This window comes from Paenibacillus sp. Z6-24 (assembly GCF_054161335.1).
Window position 1 is genome coordinate 4,334,586 of the sequence record NZ_CP096398.1, and the last position, 14,887, is coordinate 4,349,472.

Here is a 14,887-nt window from a genome sequence, read left to right on the forward strand (position 1 = left end):
AGCCGTCTCTGAATATGTGACCATTCCCTCATATCGTACCCCAATTACGACTACCTTACTCTCATGCTCTTTCTTTAGCTCTTTTGTAGCCTTTATCCAGCATTTTGGTGGTCTTTCATCGCTTGGCCATGCAGCAGCCTGCCCTTTGATAACTATAAAAGAAAGTTCAACATTCGCTGCTATACCTACCAACCCTGAAGGAGTGAACCTATGTTTTTAACCGAGCAAAAGCTGAAATCCCGACTGCAGGAATTGAATGCCTACCGTTACCGTGAAGCGATCCCGATCCCCTCCTTTGCAGCCAAAGAAGATATGGGCGAAGCGATTCATCCCGCTGCGCCGCAGCCGGACGAAAGCTGGACGACGATGGAGCTGGGCGAGCACTGGAGCGGACGTGACCGTTATATCTGGCTCGCTGCCGAAGCGGAAGTTCCGGAGAGCTGGCAGGGACGTCAGCTGCTGGGGCGTTTTCATTTTGGTCTGACCGGCGGCGGGACCAACTCCGGATTTGAGTCGCTGCTGTATCTGAACGGACAGCCTTATCAGGGAGTGGATTCCAATCATATCGAAGTCTTCCTGCCTGATGACGCGGCCGGACGCAGTTATCAGCTAACTTTTCGCCTGTGGTCAGGGCTTGAAGGCGGCGGGCAGCCGCGGGTACAGCGGCATGAACTGCGAACAGCCGAGATCTGCTGGCTTGACGAATCCGCGGATAATCTGTATTACACCGGTCTGACGGTTCTGGAGACGGTGGAAGTGCTGGAGGAGCATTCGTCCGAGCGCGCCGATCTGCTGCGGGCGATAGACCGTGCTTTTCGCCGGATCGACTGGTCCGAACCAGGCACTCCGGCGTTCTATGACAGTGTGCAGCAGGCGGAACAGCTGCTGACGTCCATGCTGGAAGAGATCGGAAAGCACAGTTCCATTCAGCTGACGGCTGTCGGACATACCCATATCGATGTCGCCTGGCTCTGGCGGCTGAAGCATACCCGGGAAAAAGCGATCCGCTCGTTCTCCACCGTGATGCGGCTGATGGAACGTTTCCCGGAATATGTCTTTTTGCAGACCCAGCCGCAGCTGTATGACTACCTCAAGCAGGATGCGCCAGAGCTGTATGCACAGATCAAGGAGAAAATTGCTGAAGGACGCTGGGAAGCCGGCGGTGCGATGTGGCTGGAAGCAGACTGCAATCTGATCAGCGGTGAATCGCTGACCCGGCAGCTGCTGATGGGGACACGCTTTTACAAACAGGAATTCGGCGTAGAATCGGATTATCTCTGGCTGCCGGATGTGTTCGGTTACAGCTGGGCACTGCCGCAAATTTTGCACAAATCCGGTATCCATACCTTTATGACGACCAAGATCAGCTGGAACCAGTACAACCGGATGCCGCATGACACCTTCCGCTGGCGCGGAATCGACGGTTCCGAGGTGCTCACCCATTTCATCACGACGACAGAGCCGTGGTCTCAACCGGGCTCCTGGTTCTATACGTATAACGGCCAGCTCGTGCCGAAGACCGTCAAGGGCAGCTGGGAAGCCTACCGGGACAAGGAAATGAACCGCGAACTGCTCGTCGCTTATGGTTACGGTGATGGCGGAGGCGGTGTCAATCGCACGATGCTGGAGATGCGGCGGCGGCTGGACCGGGTTCCCGGCCTGCCCCACGTACGTACAGGCACAGCCGGTGACTACTTCCGCCGTCTGCAGCAGACGGTCGCGGAGACGGACAGCTATGTGCATACATGGGATGGTGAGCTGTATCTGGAATATCACCGGGGAACGTATACCAGTCAGGCCTATAATAAGCGCATGAACCGCAAGCTGGAACTGCTGTACCGGGATGCCGAATGGATTCGCACCTGGCAGAGCGCCCGGTCGGGCGAATGGTCTGCCTATCCGCAGCAGGAACTGAATGAAGGCTGGAAAATCATCCTACGCAACCAGTTCCACGATATTATCCCCGGCTCCTCGATCCGTGAAGTCTATGAAGACAGCAGGATCGAATATGAGCAGGCCTGGCAGATCGGCAGTGATATTTGGGAACAGGGCAGTCAGCAACTGGCAGCGACGGCGAATGATGCTTCCCTGACCGGATCATCATATACCGTCTGGAACTCCTCGCCATGGCCGCGTACCGAGATCATTACCCTGCCAGTACAGCAAGAGACTCCGGCAGGCCGCTGGAGAGATGCCGACGGACAGGAACTGACGGCTGTGCAGCAGCAGGATCAGTGGATCATCCGGGTGGATCGTGTACCGGCACTTGGCTGCACAACAATCACACTGGACACTTCGGATGAACCTGATCCATCCATCGCTGATCCGTCTGTCACTGCCGAATCGTCTGAAGCATTCCTGGCAGCCTCGGTATCTCCAACATCCATGGCCTCTACCATATCCACAGTGACCGCATCCACTTCCGGGCTGCCTCTGATCGTTGAAGATTACAGAGCGACGTCTCCTTTGTACGAAATGGAGTGGAACGAGGAGGGTCAGCTGACCCGGCTGTATGACCGGCAGGCCGAGCGTGAGGTGCTGGCTCCGGGAGCTCAGGGCAATGTGCTGCAGCTGTTCGAGGACAAGCCGCTGAATTTTGATGCATGGGATATCGATATCTTTTATCAGGAGAAAATGAAAGAAATTACGTCTCTGGTGCAGACCGAGGTGGTCGAATGCAATGCGCTGCGCGCCGTCGTCCAGTTCCGCTGGCAGACCGGACAATCCAGCATTACGCAGCAGATGATCCTGTATGCGGAGGATCGCCGGATCGACTTTGTGACACAGGCAGACTGGCATGAGCGCCAGCAGCTGCTCAAGGTCGCTTTTCCCGTGCATATCCGCGCTACCGAAGCCACTTATGATATCCAGTATGGCAATGTCAGACGCCCGACCCACTGGAATACGGGTTGGGATAGCGCACGCTTCGAATCTGTCGGTCACCAGTGGGCGGATCTGTCGGATCGCGGCTATGGGGTCAGCCTGATGAATGACTGCAAATACGGCTATGATATCAAGGACAATGTGATGCGCCTGTCACTGATCAAGTGCCCGATCCATCCAGATACCGAGGCGGATCAGGGATACCACGAGTTCACCTACTCCCTGCTGCCCCATCAGGGCGACTGGCTGCAGGGCGGCACGGTGCCTGCTGCATGGGCGCTAAACAACCCGCTTCGCATCACAGAGGGCAGCATGGGCACAGGTTCGGCTTCCCTGTTCACACTATCCGGAAATACGGCGATGATCTCCGCTGTCAAAAAGGCTGAGGATCATAACCGGGTCATCCTGCGTGTGCATGACTTTTCCGGCAGCCGTCAGACGCTGACACTGGACAGTTCACTCGCTGTGGCCGGTTACCGCGAATGCAATCTGATGGAGCAGCCGGAGCAGGAGTTCCAGCGCGAACTGCCGATCCGCTTTGTACTGGAGCCATATGAGATCCGAACGCTGGAGATTGAGCTGCAGCCGGAAGCCTGATCTCCGGTACGGATAAGCATACTGCCACAGCACAGGATGAATGACATTTGACAAGCATTTGCATGCAGGCATTACTGTCTTATGAGGGCGGTAATGCCTTTTTTTGCGCATTTTCGACATCTGTCTCATCCCGTGTCATTACAGGGATGGCTGCATATTATCCGAAATTCAACCCTCAACTTGTTACTATTCTTTTGGCCAGCTGTAACTTTTACACTATTTTTTTTCGATAAGATAGAGAACGGATGCTACATATAATCGCTCATCCTCTTGGTTCATAAGGTGCATCGTCTGATGCACACCATATCGCTGATATTCCCCAGCACATCCCATAAACGAAGGAGATTTATTCACAAGTATGCGTAAGCCCTGGAAAAAGTACTCCATCGCCGTGTTGGCGATACTGCTCGTCGTCTATGTTCTCGGGGTGAATTTCCCGCATTCTTCCGTATTGGCCCACAAAATATGCAGTTCCTGGGTGGCCGCCAAAAACGAGGTGTTCTATTACGAACACTACAACCAGCTGGATGACCACAATGTGGCGCTGGCTGCCGATTATGTGGTACCGGAAGGCACCGCCGACAAAGTGCCTGTACTGATGTATCACTATATCGTCCCGCAAAAGCTCAATACCGAACCGACCAACAACTCCATTATCAACCTGGAGTCGTTTGAACAGGATATGAAATACCTGCATGACCATCATTATCATACCGCTACCCTGCAGCAGCTGGAGCAGTATGTGAATGAACAGATCTCGCTGCCGGAGAAGACCGTCGTGATCAGCTTTGATGATGGATATCAGAACAACATCATCTATGCGTATCCGATTATGAAAAAGTACGGCTTCCACGCGACCATGTTCGTCGTCGGCTCCAAGATTCAGGAGAAGACGCAAAAGTTCAATCCTTCGCGCACCAGCTATGTATCCCGCGAAGAAATGAAAGCCAGCGAGGATGTATTTGAATACAACAGCCATACGTACGATCTGCATTTCAAGGCACCTCTGCACTGCGGAGATGATTATGCTGCCGGTATGGACCCGGATCGGTTTATGGCCGATGATCATATCATGCGCGAACAGGCAGGCATCAATACGCCGTACTTTGCCTATCCATTCGGCGACTTCCGGATGCAGATGATCTACGCGCTCAAGCAGTCCGGCTACCGGATGGCCTTTACCGTGCATCAGGGCTTTGTCCGCCCCGGCGATGACCCGCTCAAGCTGAAAAGACTGACCGTCGTGTCGAGCACCAATATCGGAGAGCTGCTGAATCTGGAGCATGACCCGGACGGCTCTGCACCGGTGGCGTTCTAAAAGAGCTCCATATAAGTAAGCAAAAAGGACCGGAATGCTGGCAAACGCCGCATCTCCGGTCCTTTTTGATCTAAATATTCTCACCTGGTTCGATCTTGTTTAGAAGCTTGTCCAATCTCTTATCCAGTACATCTCTTCTATCCGGTGTATCGCTTCTGTTCCAAATTGAAACGGTCAGAAGAAAATGCTCAACGATTAACGGTCAGCAACCGGCGGGATATCGGTCGGGTCCGAGGCTTCCTGCGGACGATCCAGCAGGGCACCAGCGCCATAATCGGTGAAGTTTTTGATAAACTGCAGGGCCTCAGCACGGGTCAGCGGCTGGCTGCCTTTGAAAGAAGCGACCGAGACCTGATTGGAGTCACTGCCGTTCGCCAGGCCAAATGCGAGCAGATAACGGATCGCATTGTTGCCGCTGAAGTTAACGCCGTCTGCCGCAGCGATCATTTCCGCCACTTTGGCACGGGTGATCACCTGATTGCGGGAAGCGAGAGCGGTGTAGCTTTTAACCGGGTAGTTCAGCGCTTTGGCGCGATTATAATAAGGAGCCGCCCAGTTTCCCTTGGTGCTGGCGGTCACTTCCGGCTCATAGGAGCGGATCAGCATCGTGAGAAATTCAGCTTCGGTAACCGTCTTGCCCGGCTTGAATTGGCCGTCCTGATAGCCTTTGACCAATCCGGAGCTGTACCCCCACTGGATCGTCTCCAGCGCCCAGTACTTATCGGAAATATCGGAGAAAGGAAGACCTGTCGCCGCTTCCGTCGTCCGCGATGCACCTGCACTGAACAGGGACAGCAGCAGACAGACCGCGAGCAGCATGCTTGTGAATGATTTTAGATTCATGGCTGTACACCTTTCTATTCTCAACATCGGCATGATGTGTAAATGGTTGGGATGGGATACCGGCCCTGCCCGGTGCTTCCGCCCGCAGGCAGTACAGCTCGGCACAGGTCCGGTGGTAATTCGGTAATAGTGAATAAAGCAGTGATTAACGGGTCGTAAACTGCATCACAAGCGGGTTCGTCAGACCAATAGACTGATCTGCAGCTGCGCTGGATTTGCCTTTGACCCCTTTCTCAATAATAACGGTATACGTCTGGTTCGCTGCGAACGATCCGTTGGCAGCGGTGATGAAGATCCGGTTGAACTTCACGGACAGATTCACGTTGCTGACCGCATTACCGCTGCCATCCAGTATGGTGACATTATCGGCAGTGATCGAGGACTTGTCGATATATTTGTACGTCGAGCTCTTCAGTGCAGCCTGCAGGCTGATACGTACCGGCACCGATGCACGCAAATTCGCTTTGCTTGGCAGATCCTTGATGCCCAGACTTTGTTTGAGCTGGTTGAGCTGTTTGTTGAATTCGGCATTGTTCATATCCTTCGCGGCAAAGCGGGCTTTCATAAAGTCGGATGCCTTACCGGAAGACTTGGCATTGTCCAGATGCTGCTGTGCCTTCTGGGCTGGTGTAGTGACAGCTGGAGCGGCTGGTGCTGTATCCTGAGCCTTTGGTGCAGCAGGTCTCGGTATACCGCCGCCACCGCCGCCACCTCCACCGCCCCCTCCGCCACCGGCAGGAATTTGTGCGACCTGATCGCTAGGAGGTGGAGTCGGTACAAACGGAACCGATACGGCAGGTGCTGGTGCTGGCGTTACCGCTTCAGGAGCTGGTGCCGGTGCAGGAGCTGGTGTGCTCTCGGTAGTCGGTACAGCTGCTGTACGTCCGGAGATGGTAACTCCGGAAGATTCATTACCTTTAACATCCACGGTCTTCATTGTAAAAGTATAATTGGTATCAGCGGTCAATCCGGCTGCTGAATAAACATTACCAGTCACGGATTGTACCCGGTTGTTCTGTGCGTCATATACATGGACTTTAGCAAAGTCACTGTCTGTCGGGTTCTGCCAGTTAAAGGTTAGATAATCCGTCCCTTTGGCAGCCAGCTGCAGATTTTTCACTTCGCCTGGTGCTGTCGTATCGACCTGCGGCTTGAAGGTCACAAAGCCGTAACCATACTGGTTATCCCGGCCTGTCGGACCCAGATCGACTGCATAGTTCTGCAGATCGCTGCGCAACGCAGCTGAGGATGCGCCCGGATACTGCTGCTTCAGAATAGCCAGCATCGCAGCGACGTGCGGTGCTGCCTGAGATGTTCCATCCATGATGGCATACTGGTTATTCAGATAAGTGGAGACGATATCCACACCCGGTGCAGACACTTCCACTTTGGGACCGGTAGAGGAGAAGCTGCCGCGATTCAGATTGCTATCTACCGCTGCAACAGCGATAACACTGCTGTACTGGGCCGGATAGTTGACCGTATCCGTACCTGCACCGCTGTTGCCGGCGGAAGCGACAACCAGAATGCCATTATTGTAGGCCTGATCCAGCATATTGTGCAACAGCTGGGAATCGTACTCGGTACCGAGCGACATATTGATCACGTCCATACCATTCTTGATCGCCCAGTCGACACCTTCCAGTACATCCTGCAGATTGCCTTTGCCGTCCGGTCCCATAGTCTTGACTGCGTACAATTGAACGCCAGGAGCCATACCGGTCACCTGTCCGTCTCCGTTCCGTGCAGCGATAATGCCGCCGACATGGGTACCATGACCGTTATCATCCGTATATGACGACGTATAATCAACGGTTGATACGCCGCCGGCAATCGTCAGCTCCGGATGGGGTGCGATACCGGAGTCGACGACTGCCACCTTGATTCCGGTACCGTTGTATCCTTTATCCCAGGCGATATTAGGCTGCTGGGCTTGATAGTTCCAGCGGGATTGTTCGTTCACATTAATGGCTGATGCCTGCGCGATCACTTGCTCATCCGCAATAGTAAAAGGAACATTGCGTTCCACATAAGCGATATTCGGGTCCTGTACAAGCTCTGTCAGGTCCGCTGGACTAACTGTAGCCGACACGGCAGGAACGGTGGCAAATTCGTGCTGGATCTTCACACTCTGCTCCAGAACCGCTTCCTTGCCTTCCTGGTTTTTGTAGACAACGATGACCTCCTGGTCGGGGCCAGACGCTGTAACGACGGACTCTTCCCCATACACCAGACCTGTACCAAGCACACAGGACAGTGTAAGCAGGGAGGCTGTAAATACGGGCATTATTTTCTTCATAGATGCGGGTCTCCCTTTGGTCAGACAAGATTCAGACTCGTTCATGGCTTCCGGTTCATCATTCGGGAGAGCTGCCAGGCTCTCCATCAGGATTACGATATATATTCGACTCCGGCGGGCCGCCGAACGAAGTAGCTGTGCTGTCTGTCTTATAGTCTTAGCCAGAATGTGCCAACTTCCGAATAAGGATGCATGTATTGATTCATCACGAAAGGCTGCGATTATAGTCAGGAATAGGGAAGGGAAACAGGAGGATGGAAAGGATAAAATCAACGAATTTAATCATATTTCGGAAAGTTTCGACAAGCTAACTTAGTGGATTATATCGGATGAAAGTTAGCGATTATGTAGAGTAAACACAAAAAATATCCTCCCAAAAATGGGAGGATACATATAAGAACATACTGGCGAGCCAGGCAGTCGATACCAAGCGGCTGGAACAGAGTGAATCTATCCGCTTGATGCCGTATTTCATAATAATGATTCGTAGGGATTAACCCTGCTTCACTTCTGTGGCTTCGAATACTTTGACATCCAGTGGAGCCGCTGCGAATTCCTGCATGTCTTTAACAAACTTTTGGAAATGTGCAGTTGCATTATGTTCCTGCATCGCCTCTGTATCTTTCCATTCTTCGACCATAGTGAAGAGGTTGGACTGCTTCACATCCCGTTTCAGCACATAGCTGATATTGCCTTCTTCTGCCTGGGAAGCTGTTACCAGTGCATCAATCTCGGTCAGGAACTGATCGACTTTCTCGGGTTTGATCAACATATTCGCATGAATAATGAACATAGGTATATCCTCCTCAGTAGTTATGAACTGTAATATGCTTACTTTATAAGTATACCCTAATATGCGATAAATCCCAAACCCAAGCAGCTATTTTATTCCTGGCGCAGCTATGATGTGAATGTAACGATGGACATATCCATCACCATCCCGATCAGATCAGCAGATTAAACAGATTCGGATCACGGTTCAATTCCACATACTGGATATTATGACTCTCCATCCGCTCGATCAGCGCGCCGTAATCATCCGGGGAGCTGAGCTCAATCCCGACCAGTGCCGGGCCGTTCTCCTTGTTGTGCTTCTTGGTATATTCAAAACGGGCGATATCGTCATTCGGTCCAAGTACCTTTTCCAGGAATTCGCGCAGGGCACCCGCACGCTGCGGGAACTTGATCGTAAAGTAGTATTTCAATCCTTCGTAGATCAGGGAGCGTTCCTTGATCTCCTGCATCCGGTCAATATCGTTATTGCCGCCACTGATGACGCAGACGACCGTTTTGCCCTTGATCTGCTCGCGGTACATATCCAGCGCAGCGACCGGGAGTGCTCCTGCCGGCTCGGCGACGATGGCATTTTCATTGTACAAATCGAGGATCGCGGAGCAGGCTTTGCCTTCCGGCACTTTGACCACATCATCCAGCACCTCGCGGCAAATATCATAGGTCATCTGTCCGACCCGCTTAACCGCTGCCCCGTCGATGAACTTGTCGATCTCGTCCAGGGTAATGACTTCATTGCGGGCAATCGCTTCGCTCATCGAAGCCGCACCCAACGGCTCGACTCCAATAATACGGGTCGATGGGCTGATCGTATGAATATACTTTCCGACACCAGCCGCAAGACCCCCGCCGCCAATCGTCACAAATACATAATCCGCCGGTGTATCCAGACTCTCCATAATTTCCATACCGATCGTGCCGTTACCTGCGATAATATGCGGATCATCAAATGGATGAATAAAACTCATCCCCTGCTCCGTACATACTTTCATCGCTTCGGCATAGGCATCGTCAAATGTATCACCCACGAGAATGACTTCCACATTCGTACCGCCGAACTTTTTCACCATTTTCACCTTTTGATTCGGTGTGGTGCTCGGCATATAGACTTTGCCGCGTATATTCAGATGTCTGCAGGAAAAGGCAAATCCCTGCGCATGGTTGCCCGCACTGGCACATACAATACCCTTGCTGAGCTCCTCAGGGGAAAGACTGCGGATCCGGTTGTACGAGCCCCGAATTTTAAAAGAGCGGACCACCTGCATATCCTCACGCTTCAGGTAGATTTCGCATCCGTATTTTTCCGATAATGTCGCATCCCGCTGCAGGGGCGTACGCACAATCACATCCCTCAGCACATGATGGGCACGTATAATATCCTCCATGCCGACGGTCTGCGAATTGTATTCATCCGTTGCTTTCATCGATTCTCTCCTCACTCCAGACGCCTGAGTCTAATAGTTATCTTGTCTGATCCTCGTTCTCGTTCACTTTCACTTTCACTTTCTCACTAACCTGCCATTTTTCTAAAGTACTCCTAACTTTATTCATTTTCAAGTATCTTTATGAAAATGGCAAACTTCTTTGTGCATTGGCGGGAATGGTGCTGCTGTGGATACGGTGCATTTTGCGTGTGGGCATATAGCTAGTTATGGGTGGAATGTATGCGTTGCGTATATTGAAAAAAGTGGATAAGGGTCAGCAGGCGCTGCACAAAAGGATCGTACTTCCGCTCTCTGTTAAGATCGCCTATCCTGAATAACTGCTTGCAGCAGTGGATAGACGATCTTAAAGGAGAGCTTCAGTACGATTCCTTTTGCTTCGCTCAGCGGGGTCTATTTACTTTGGGTTCAAAGATAAGGGCGGAGATCTCATTCATGCTCTGAGAATATTATTATGGATCAGTGAATTTTCTCTCTATTTTTTAAATATTGTGCCACATAAACCATGTGCACGAAGTGCACGAAGCAGTTCGTCCCCTGGCATGCAGACGGGCAAAAGAGATACTCCATTGATTTTAGACCTGCTTGCCTATTTCCACATTGCTTGCTGCCCATCTATTTCTGCATTATTGCTCACTTTTTCTCAATGGTACATTCCTTATTGCTGCTCCACAGTTTATTTGTTTGACGGATTGTAAAATAAAGTGCAACACCTCGAATGAAATATAGAAAGGCTCATGGCCGGATTCGTGTCCGACGCTGAGCTTCAGCACGCGCTTCACCTGATTAACAACCGGCCTCGCAAATGTTTAGGCTGGAAGTCGACACACGCATCGTTTCAAAATGACTGTTGCATTGGGATTGACAATCCGTCATACAACAAAAGGCTCCTATACAAGGAGCCTTCAACCCGCGCAAATGGAAAATGCGGCGGTGGTATGCTTAGTCGACGACGATGACCTGGACGCCCATTTCTTCCAGCTCGTGGATCGCTTCTTCGGGCAGCTGGTCATCGGTAATAAAACGGTTGAGATCTTCCATGCCCATGAAGCGGACAAGGGATTTGCGGCGGAACTTGGAGCTGTCGGTCAGCAGAATCAGTTCATCGGAGATCTCGATGATCTTCTTTTTGAGCTGAACATGCGCTTCGGATGGCTCGGTCAATCCGCGGGTGAGGTCAAAGCCGTGGCAGGAGAACAGGAACTTGTCCACATGATAGCTCTCCACCATTTTCTCGGCATGAATGCCTGTGTTCGCCATGGAATCGCGGTCCAGATAACCGCCGATCAGAATCACGTTAATCTCTGTCTTGGGTACCAGCTCATTGGCAATCGCCAGCGAATAGGTCAGGACGGTGAGCGGACGGTTGGGCAGCTGTTTGACCAGATGCAGGCAGGTGGTGCTCGCATCGAGTGCGATAACATCGCCCGGCTGAATCAGGGACAGTGCATGTTCTACGATCGCTTTCTTCTCTTCTATGTTCTGGGTCTCCCGCTGAATCGCCGGAGATTCATACTGTTCACGGTTGCGATTGAATACCGCTCCCCCGTGAGTCCGCACAACGATACCTTCCAGCTCCAGCCGTTCCAGATCACGCCGGATGGTCTCTTCAGTTACATTAAAACGGCGGCTGAGCCCGGATACCCGGACTGTCCCTTCCGCTTCAAGGATACGCAGAGTTTCCATTTTGCGTTGTGCTGCGGATAATGCGTCTTGTCGCCTCGGATTTTTGCTGCTCATTGAGTACACCTGGCCTTACTATTATAAATTATCAATCTAATCTGCAAGCTTCGTAGCCGTTTCCATATATCATTAGGTATTCCAACCTGTCGGGCATGGATCATAAAATCAGTTAACCGCTTGGATGTGCCAGTATATTGCACTGGCGGAATGCTTCATCTGCATCCGCATAATTGGCATCATAACCGCATGTAAACGCTTATTGTTTGCACTGTTAATGACCCTGCGTCTGCAAAATGTTCATATATTTCAATATACCGTATTTAGGAGTTACTCACAATAAAAAAGGGCTTATTCTCTTATTTAATCATTGGAAATCTCAATTTAGTGTCACTTTTTACATTTAATGTATTTTGTTGTTGTTATCTCTTTTGAAGTTATTGAATAAAAGGGATCATTACGCTCGCTGCCTCTTCTCCCAAAGCACAACTTTTGTATAATTCATGGGATACCTCTTGTCTTTCTATATGAAAATGATTATCATTATCATAAAGTCACACCATCTTACATATGTCGTGTCTATTCAGACAGCGGCCCATTAGAGATCAGGAGGTTATTATGTTCAAGCACAAACCCGCGCTGCTGCTCGCGCTGACACTAGCCCTGTCGGTTATTGTTACCGCATGCGGTGGCAGTTCCACAGGCACCACCTCTTCGGCAAGCAACACGACCGGTGAAGCAGCGACTACGGCTTCTACCACCCGTGAATTCGATACGGACAAAGGCAAAATCACTATTCCGGCCAAGCCTCAGCGTATTATCACCGACTACTATGGTGGTGAACTGCTGGCTGTGGATGCGAATGTGATCGGTGTAGAACCGACAGCGTTCAAGAATCCTTTTATCAAGGACAAGCTGGCTGAGCGCAAGGCTCAGGATGTAGGCACTCCGCTGAATATGGAGAAAATTCTTGAGCTTGACCCGGATCTGATCGTCGTAATGTACGATGATAATTATGATGCGCTGTCCAAAATTGCACCTACTGTGCATATTCCGTTTGGCACAGCCAAAAATATCCGTGAAACGGTAAATCTGTTTGGAGATTTGACAGGCAACACCGAGCAGGCCAAGCAGTTCCTCGCCGATTATGACAAAGCCGCTGCTGCCGGACGCGAGAAAATTAAGGGCGTAGTAGACGCCAATACCACAGTCGGATTGTATGAGCTGACTGACAAAAATGCACTCTGGATCTTTGGCGATAATGCCGGACGCGGTGGTCAGGCTGTATATGATGCTTTGCAGCTGAAGATGCCTGCCAAGATAGCCAAAGATGCGCAGACAACCCAGCTTTCGCTGGAAGCCCTGCCGGAACATGATGCGGATTATATGTTCCTGACGTTCTATGATCCCGAAGGCAAAAGCGAAGCACTGGACAAACTGAAAAAGTCGCCGGTATGGAGTTCACTGCCTGCTGCCAAAAACAATCATATTTTTTACAATGATTATAATACCTTCTATCCCTATGACCCTATCGCAATCAAAGGGCAAATTCCATTATTCGTGGATATGATCCTCAACAGCCAGCCGGCAAAATAAACCCGGTTATAGCTGTCTGAAGCAGCTATTCATTGGATCTTGCTCTATATGTACGCATGTCCACATGTATATAGTAACAATCTATTCCAGCAGCCTGTATGGTATGCGCAATTTTCTCCATATTTACGGCCAAAACAAATAATAACGCCCTGATCGCAATTGATCAGGGCGTTATTGATATCTATGGATACGCTGCTTTACTACGGCTGTTGCTCTGTTAAGGCTGCCGCTTCAATAATATTCAGCCAGCTTTTGCAGAACGCAGTCAAATCACACGGCTCAGGAAATGCTCCAGAAAGCGGTCTGCATCCACATCAAGCGCCACATCAATATGTACAGCAGGTGTATCGTGAATGCCTGTCGTTTTGCCGAGGCTATCCGGATCGGTGCACTCGACCTGCACGGCATAAGAGGCGGTACGGACAAAATTCGGATCGATCGCCACGCCGACCGCGAGCGGATCATGGAGTGCGCAGCCGCGGCCGCTTTTGACGACGCCTTTGTACGCTTCCATATAAAAGTCGGTCATATTCGCCAGGAACAGCGCCAGCTCGCTGTTGGTGCGTCTCCACTCTTCCAGATGATCGGCGGTCAGCAGAGTGCGCATTGTCACATCCAGACCGACCAGGGTGATCGGCATGCCCGATCCAAGTACCAGTGCCGCTGCATCCGGATCGGAATAGATATTGGCTTCGGCAAAAGGCGTTACATTGCCCGGTACCGTCACCGCGCCGCCCATAACGACCAGACGACCGATCTGTCCTACAATGTCCGGCTGCTGCTGAATTGCACGTGCAATATTCGTCAGCGGGCCTACCGCGATCACGGTTACCTGCCCAGGATTCTGCTGGATCTGCTGTACGATAAATTCGGCTGCTTCCATACGCTCCGGCTGGCGCGGCGCAGGCTGGCGATACTGGTTGCCGATGCCGTCCTCTCCATGAATATGACGGGCAAAAGGCTTGGTGTAATCGCGGCTCAGTGGCTTGGCTTCGCCCGGATAGACCGGAATCTCTTGATCCAATTGCTCCAGTACAACGAGCGTATTGCGAGTCGCTTCCTCAACCGAGATATTGCCAAATACAGTCGTAATGCCGAGCAGCTCCAGCTCGGGTGAATGCGCCGCATACGCCAGCGCGAGGGAATCGTCGATACCTGTATCTACATCCAGAATTACAAATTTCATCATTATTGTTCTTCCCTTTCCTTTCTAATAAAAGATATTAAATTCAAGTTTAATTATACTTTTAAATATACAATATCTTTTAACAAACATTATATTTATATACTCTTAATATAATTTATAAAATTATTAACACCATACATTAGTTTACAAGTTATAACTATACAAATCCTTTATAAGAAAAAAATTACATATGAAAATTTGCAATTGTTGATCTCTTTTTGTAACCTATAGTTGGAAATAAATAAAATAAA

The 14,887-nt window shown here is 50.8% G+C and carries 9 protein-coding genes and 1 pseudogene; 4 read left to right on the top strand and 6 right to left on the bottom strand.

Features of this window, described 5'->3' with window-relative positions; translation table 11 throughout:
• Positions 1 to 210: 210 nt before the first annotated feature.
• A complete protein-coding gene (locus tag M1D61_RS18795) occupies positions 211 to 3,480 on the top strand; it encodes an alpha-mannosidase (RefSeq protein WP_458120120.1) in 3,270 nt (1,089 codons plus the stop codon).
• Between the two features lie 358 nt (positions 3,481 to 3,838).
• A complete protein-coding gene (locus tag M1D61_RS18800; RefSeq protein WP_046216605.1) occupies positions 3,839 to 4,798 on the top strand; it encodes a polysaccharide deacetylase family protein in 960 nt (319 codons plus the stop codon).
• Between the two features lie 195 nt (positions 4,799 to 4,993).
• Here the strand turns inward: M1D61_RS18800 and M1D61_RS18805 are convergent, their stop codons facing one another.
• The 4 genes from M1D61_RS18805 to ilvA form a co-directional block, all read right to left on the bottom strand.
• Positions 4,994 to 5,641, bottom strand: coding sequence for an S-layer homology domain-containing protein (locus M1D61_RS18805; protein ID WP_458120121.1), 648 nt, complete (start codon positions 5,639 to 5,641; stop codon positions 4,994 to 4,996).
• A 145-nt stretch (positions 5,642 to 5,786) separates the two neighbouring features.
• On the bottom strand, positions 5,787 to 7,940 hold the full coding sequence (locus tag M1D61_RS18810; RefSeq protein ID WP_458120122.1) for a S8 family serine peptidase: 2,154 nt from the start codon (positions 7,938 to 7,940) through the stop codon (positions 5,787 to 5,789).
• A gap of 493 nt (positions 7,941 to 8,433) precedes the next feature.
• The gene (locus M1D61_RS18815) at positions 8,434 to 8,733 is read right to left on the bottom strand and encodes a putative quinol monooxygenase (RefSeq protein WP_458120123.1); all 300 of its coding nucleotides are present in this window, start codon (positions 8,731 to 8,733) and stop codon (positions 8,434 to 8,436) included.
• A gap of 151 nt (positions 8,734 to 8,884) precedes the next feature.
• Positions 8,885 to 10,156, bottom strand: a complete 1,272-nt coding sequence (gene ilvA / locus M1D61_RS18820) for a threonine ammonia-lyase IlvA (RefSeq protein ID WP_458120124.1) — start codon at positions 10,154 to 10,156, stop codon at positions 8,885 to 8,887.
• Between the two features lie 767 nt (positions 10,157 to 10,923).
• On the opposite strand from ilvA, the pseudogene M1D61_RS18825 reads away from it, so the two are divergent.
• Positions 10,924 to 11,022: pseudogene (locus M1D61_RS18825) on the top strand (IS30 family transposase); the annotation flags it as partial.
• A 94-nt stretch (positions 11,023 to 11,116) separates the two neighbouring features.
• On the opposite strand, the gene M1D61_RS18830 reads toward M1D61_RS18825, so the two are convergent.
• On the bottom strand, positions 11,117 to 11,914 hold the full coding sequence (locus M1D61_RS18830) for a DeoR/GlpR family DNA-binding transcription regulator (RefSeq protein WP_017814577.1): 798 nt from the start codon (positions 11,912 to 11,914) through the stop codon (positions 11,117 to 11,119).
• A gap of 558 nt (positions 11,915 to 12,472) precedes the next feature.
• Between M1D61_RS18830 and M1D61_RS18835 the strand changes: the two genes are divergently transcribed.
• Positions 12,473 to 13,450, top strand: a complete 978-nt coding sequence (locus M1D61_RS18835; RefSeq protein WP_458120125.1) for an iron-hydroxamate ABC transporter substrate-binding protein — start codon at positions 12,473 to 12,475, stop codon at positions 13,448 to 13,450.
• A 265-nt stretch (positions 13,451 to 13,715) separates the two neighbouring features.
• Here the strand turns inward: M1D61_RS18835 and M1D61_RS18840 are convergent, their stop codons facing one another.
• Complete coding sequence (locus M1D61_RS18840; protein WP_458120126.1) at positions 13,716 to 14,639, bottom strand: nucleoside hydrolase; 924 nt, start codon at positions 14,637 to 14,639, stop codon at positions 13,716 to 13,718.
• Positions 14,640 to 14,887 lie beyond the last annotated feature (248 nt).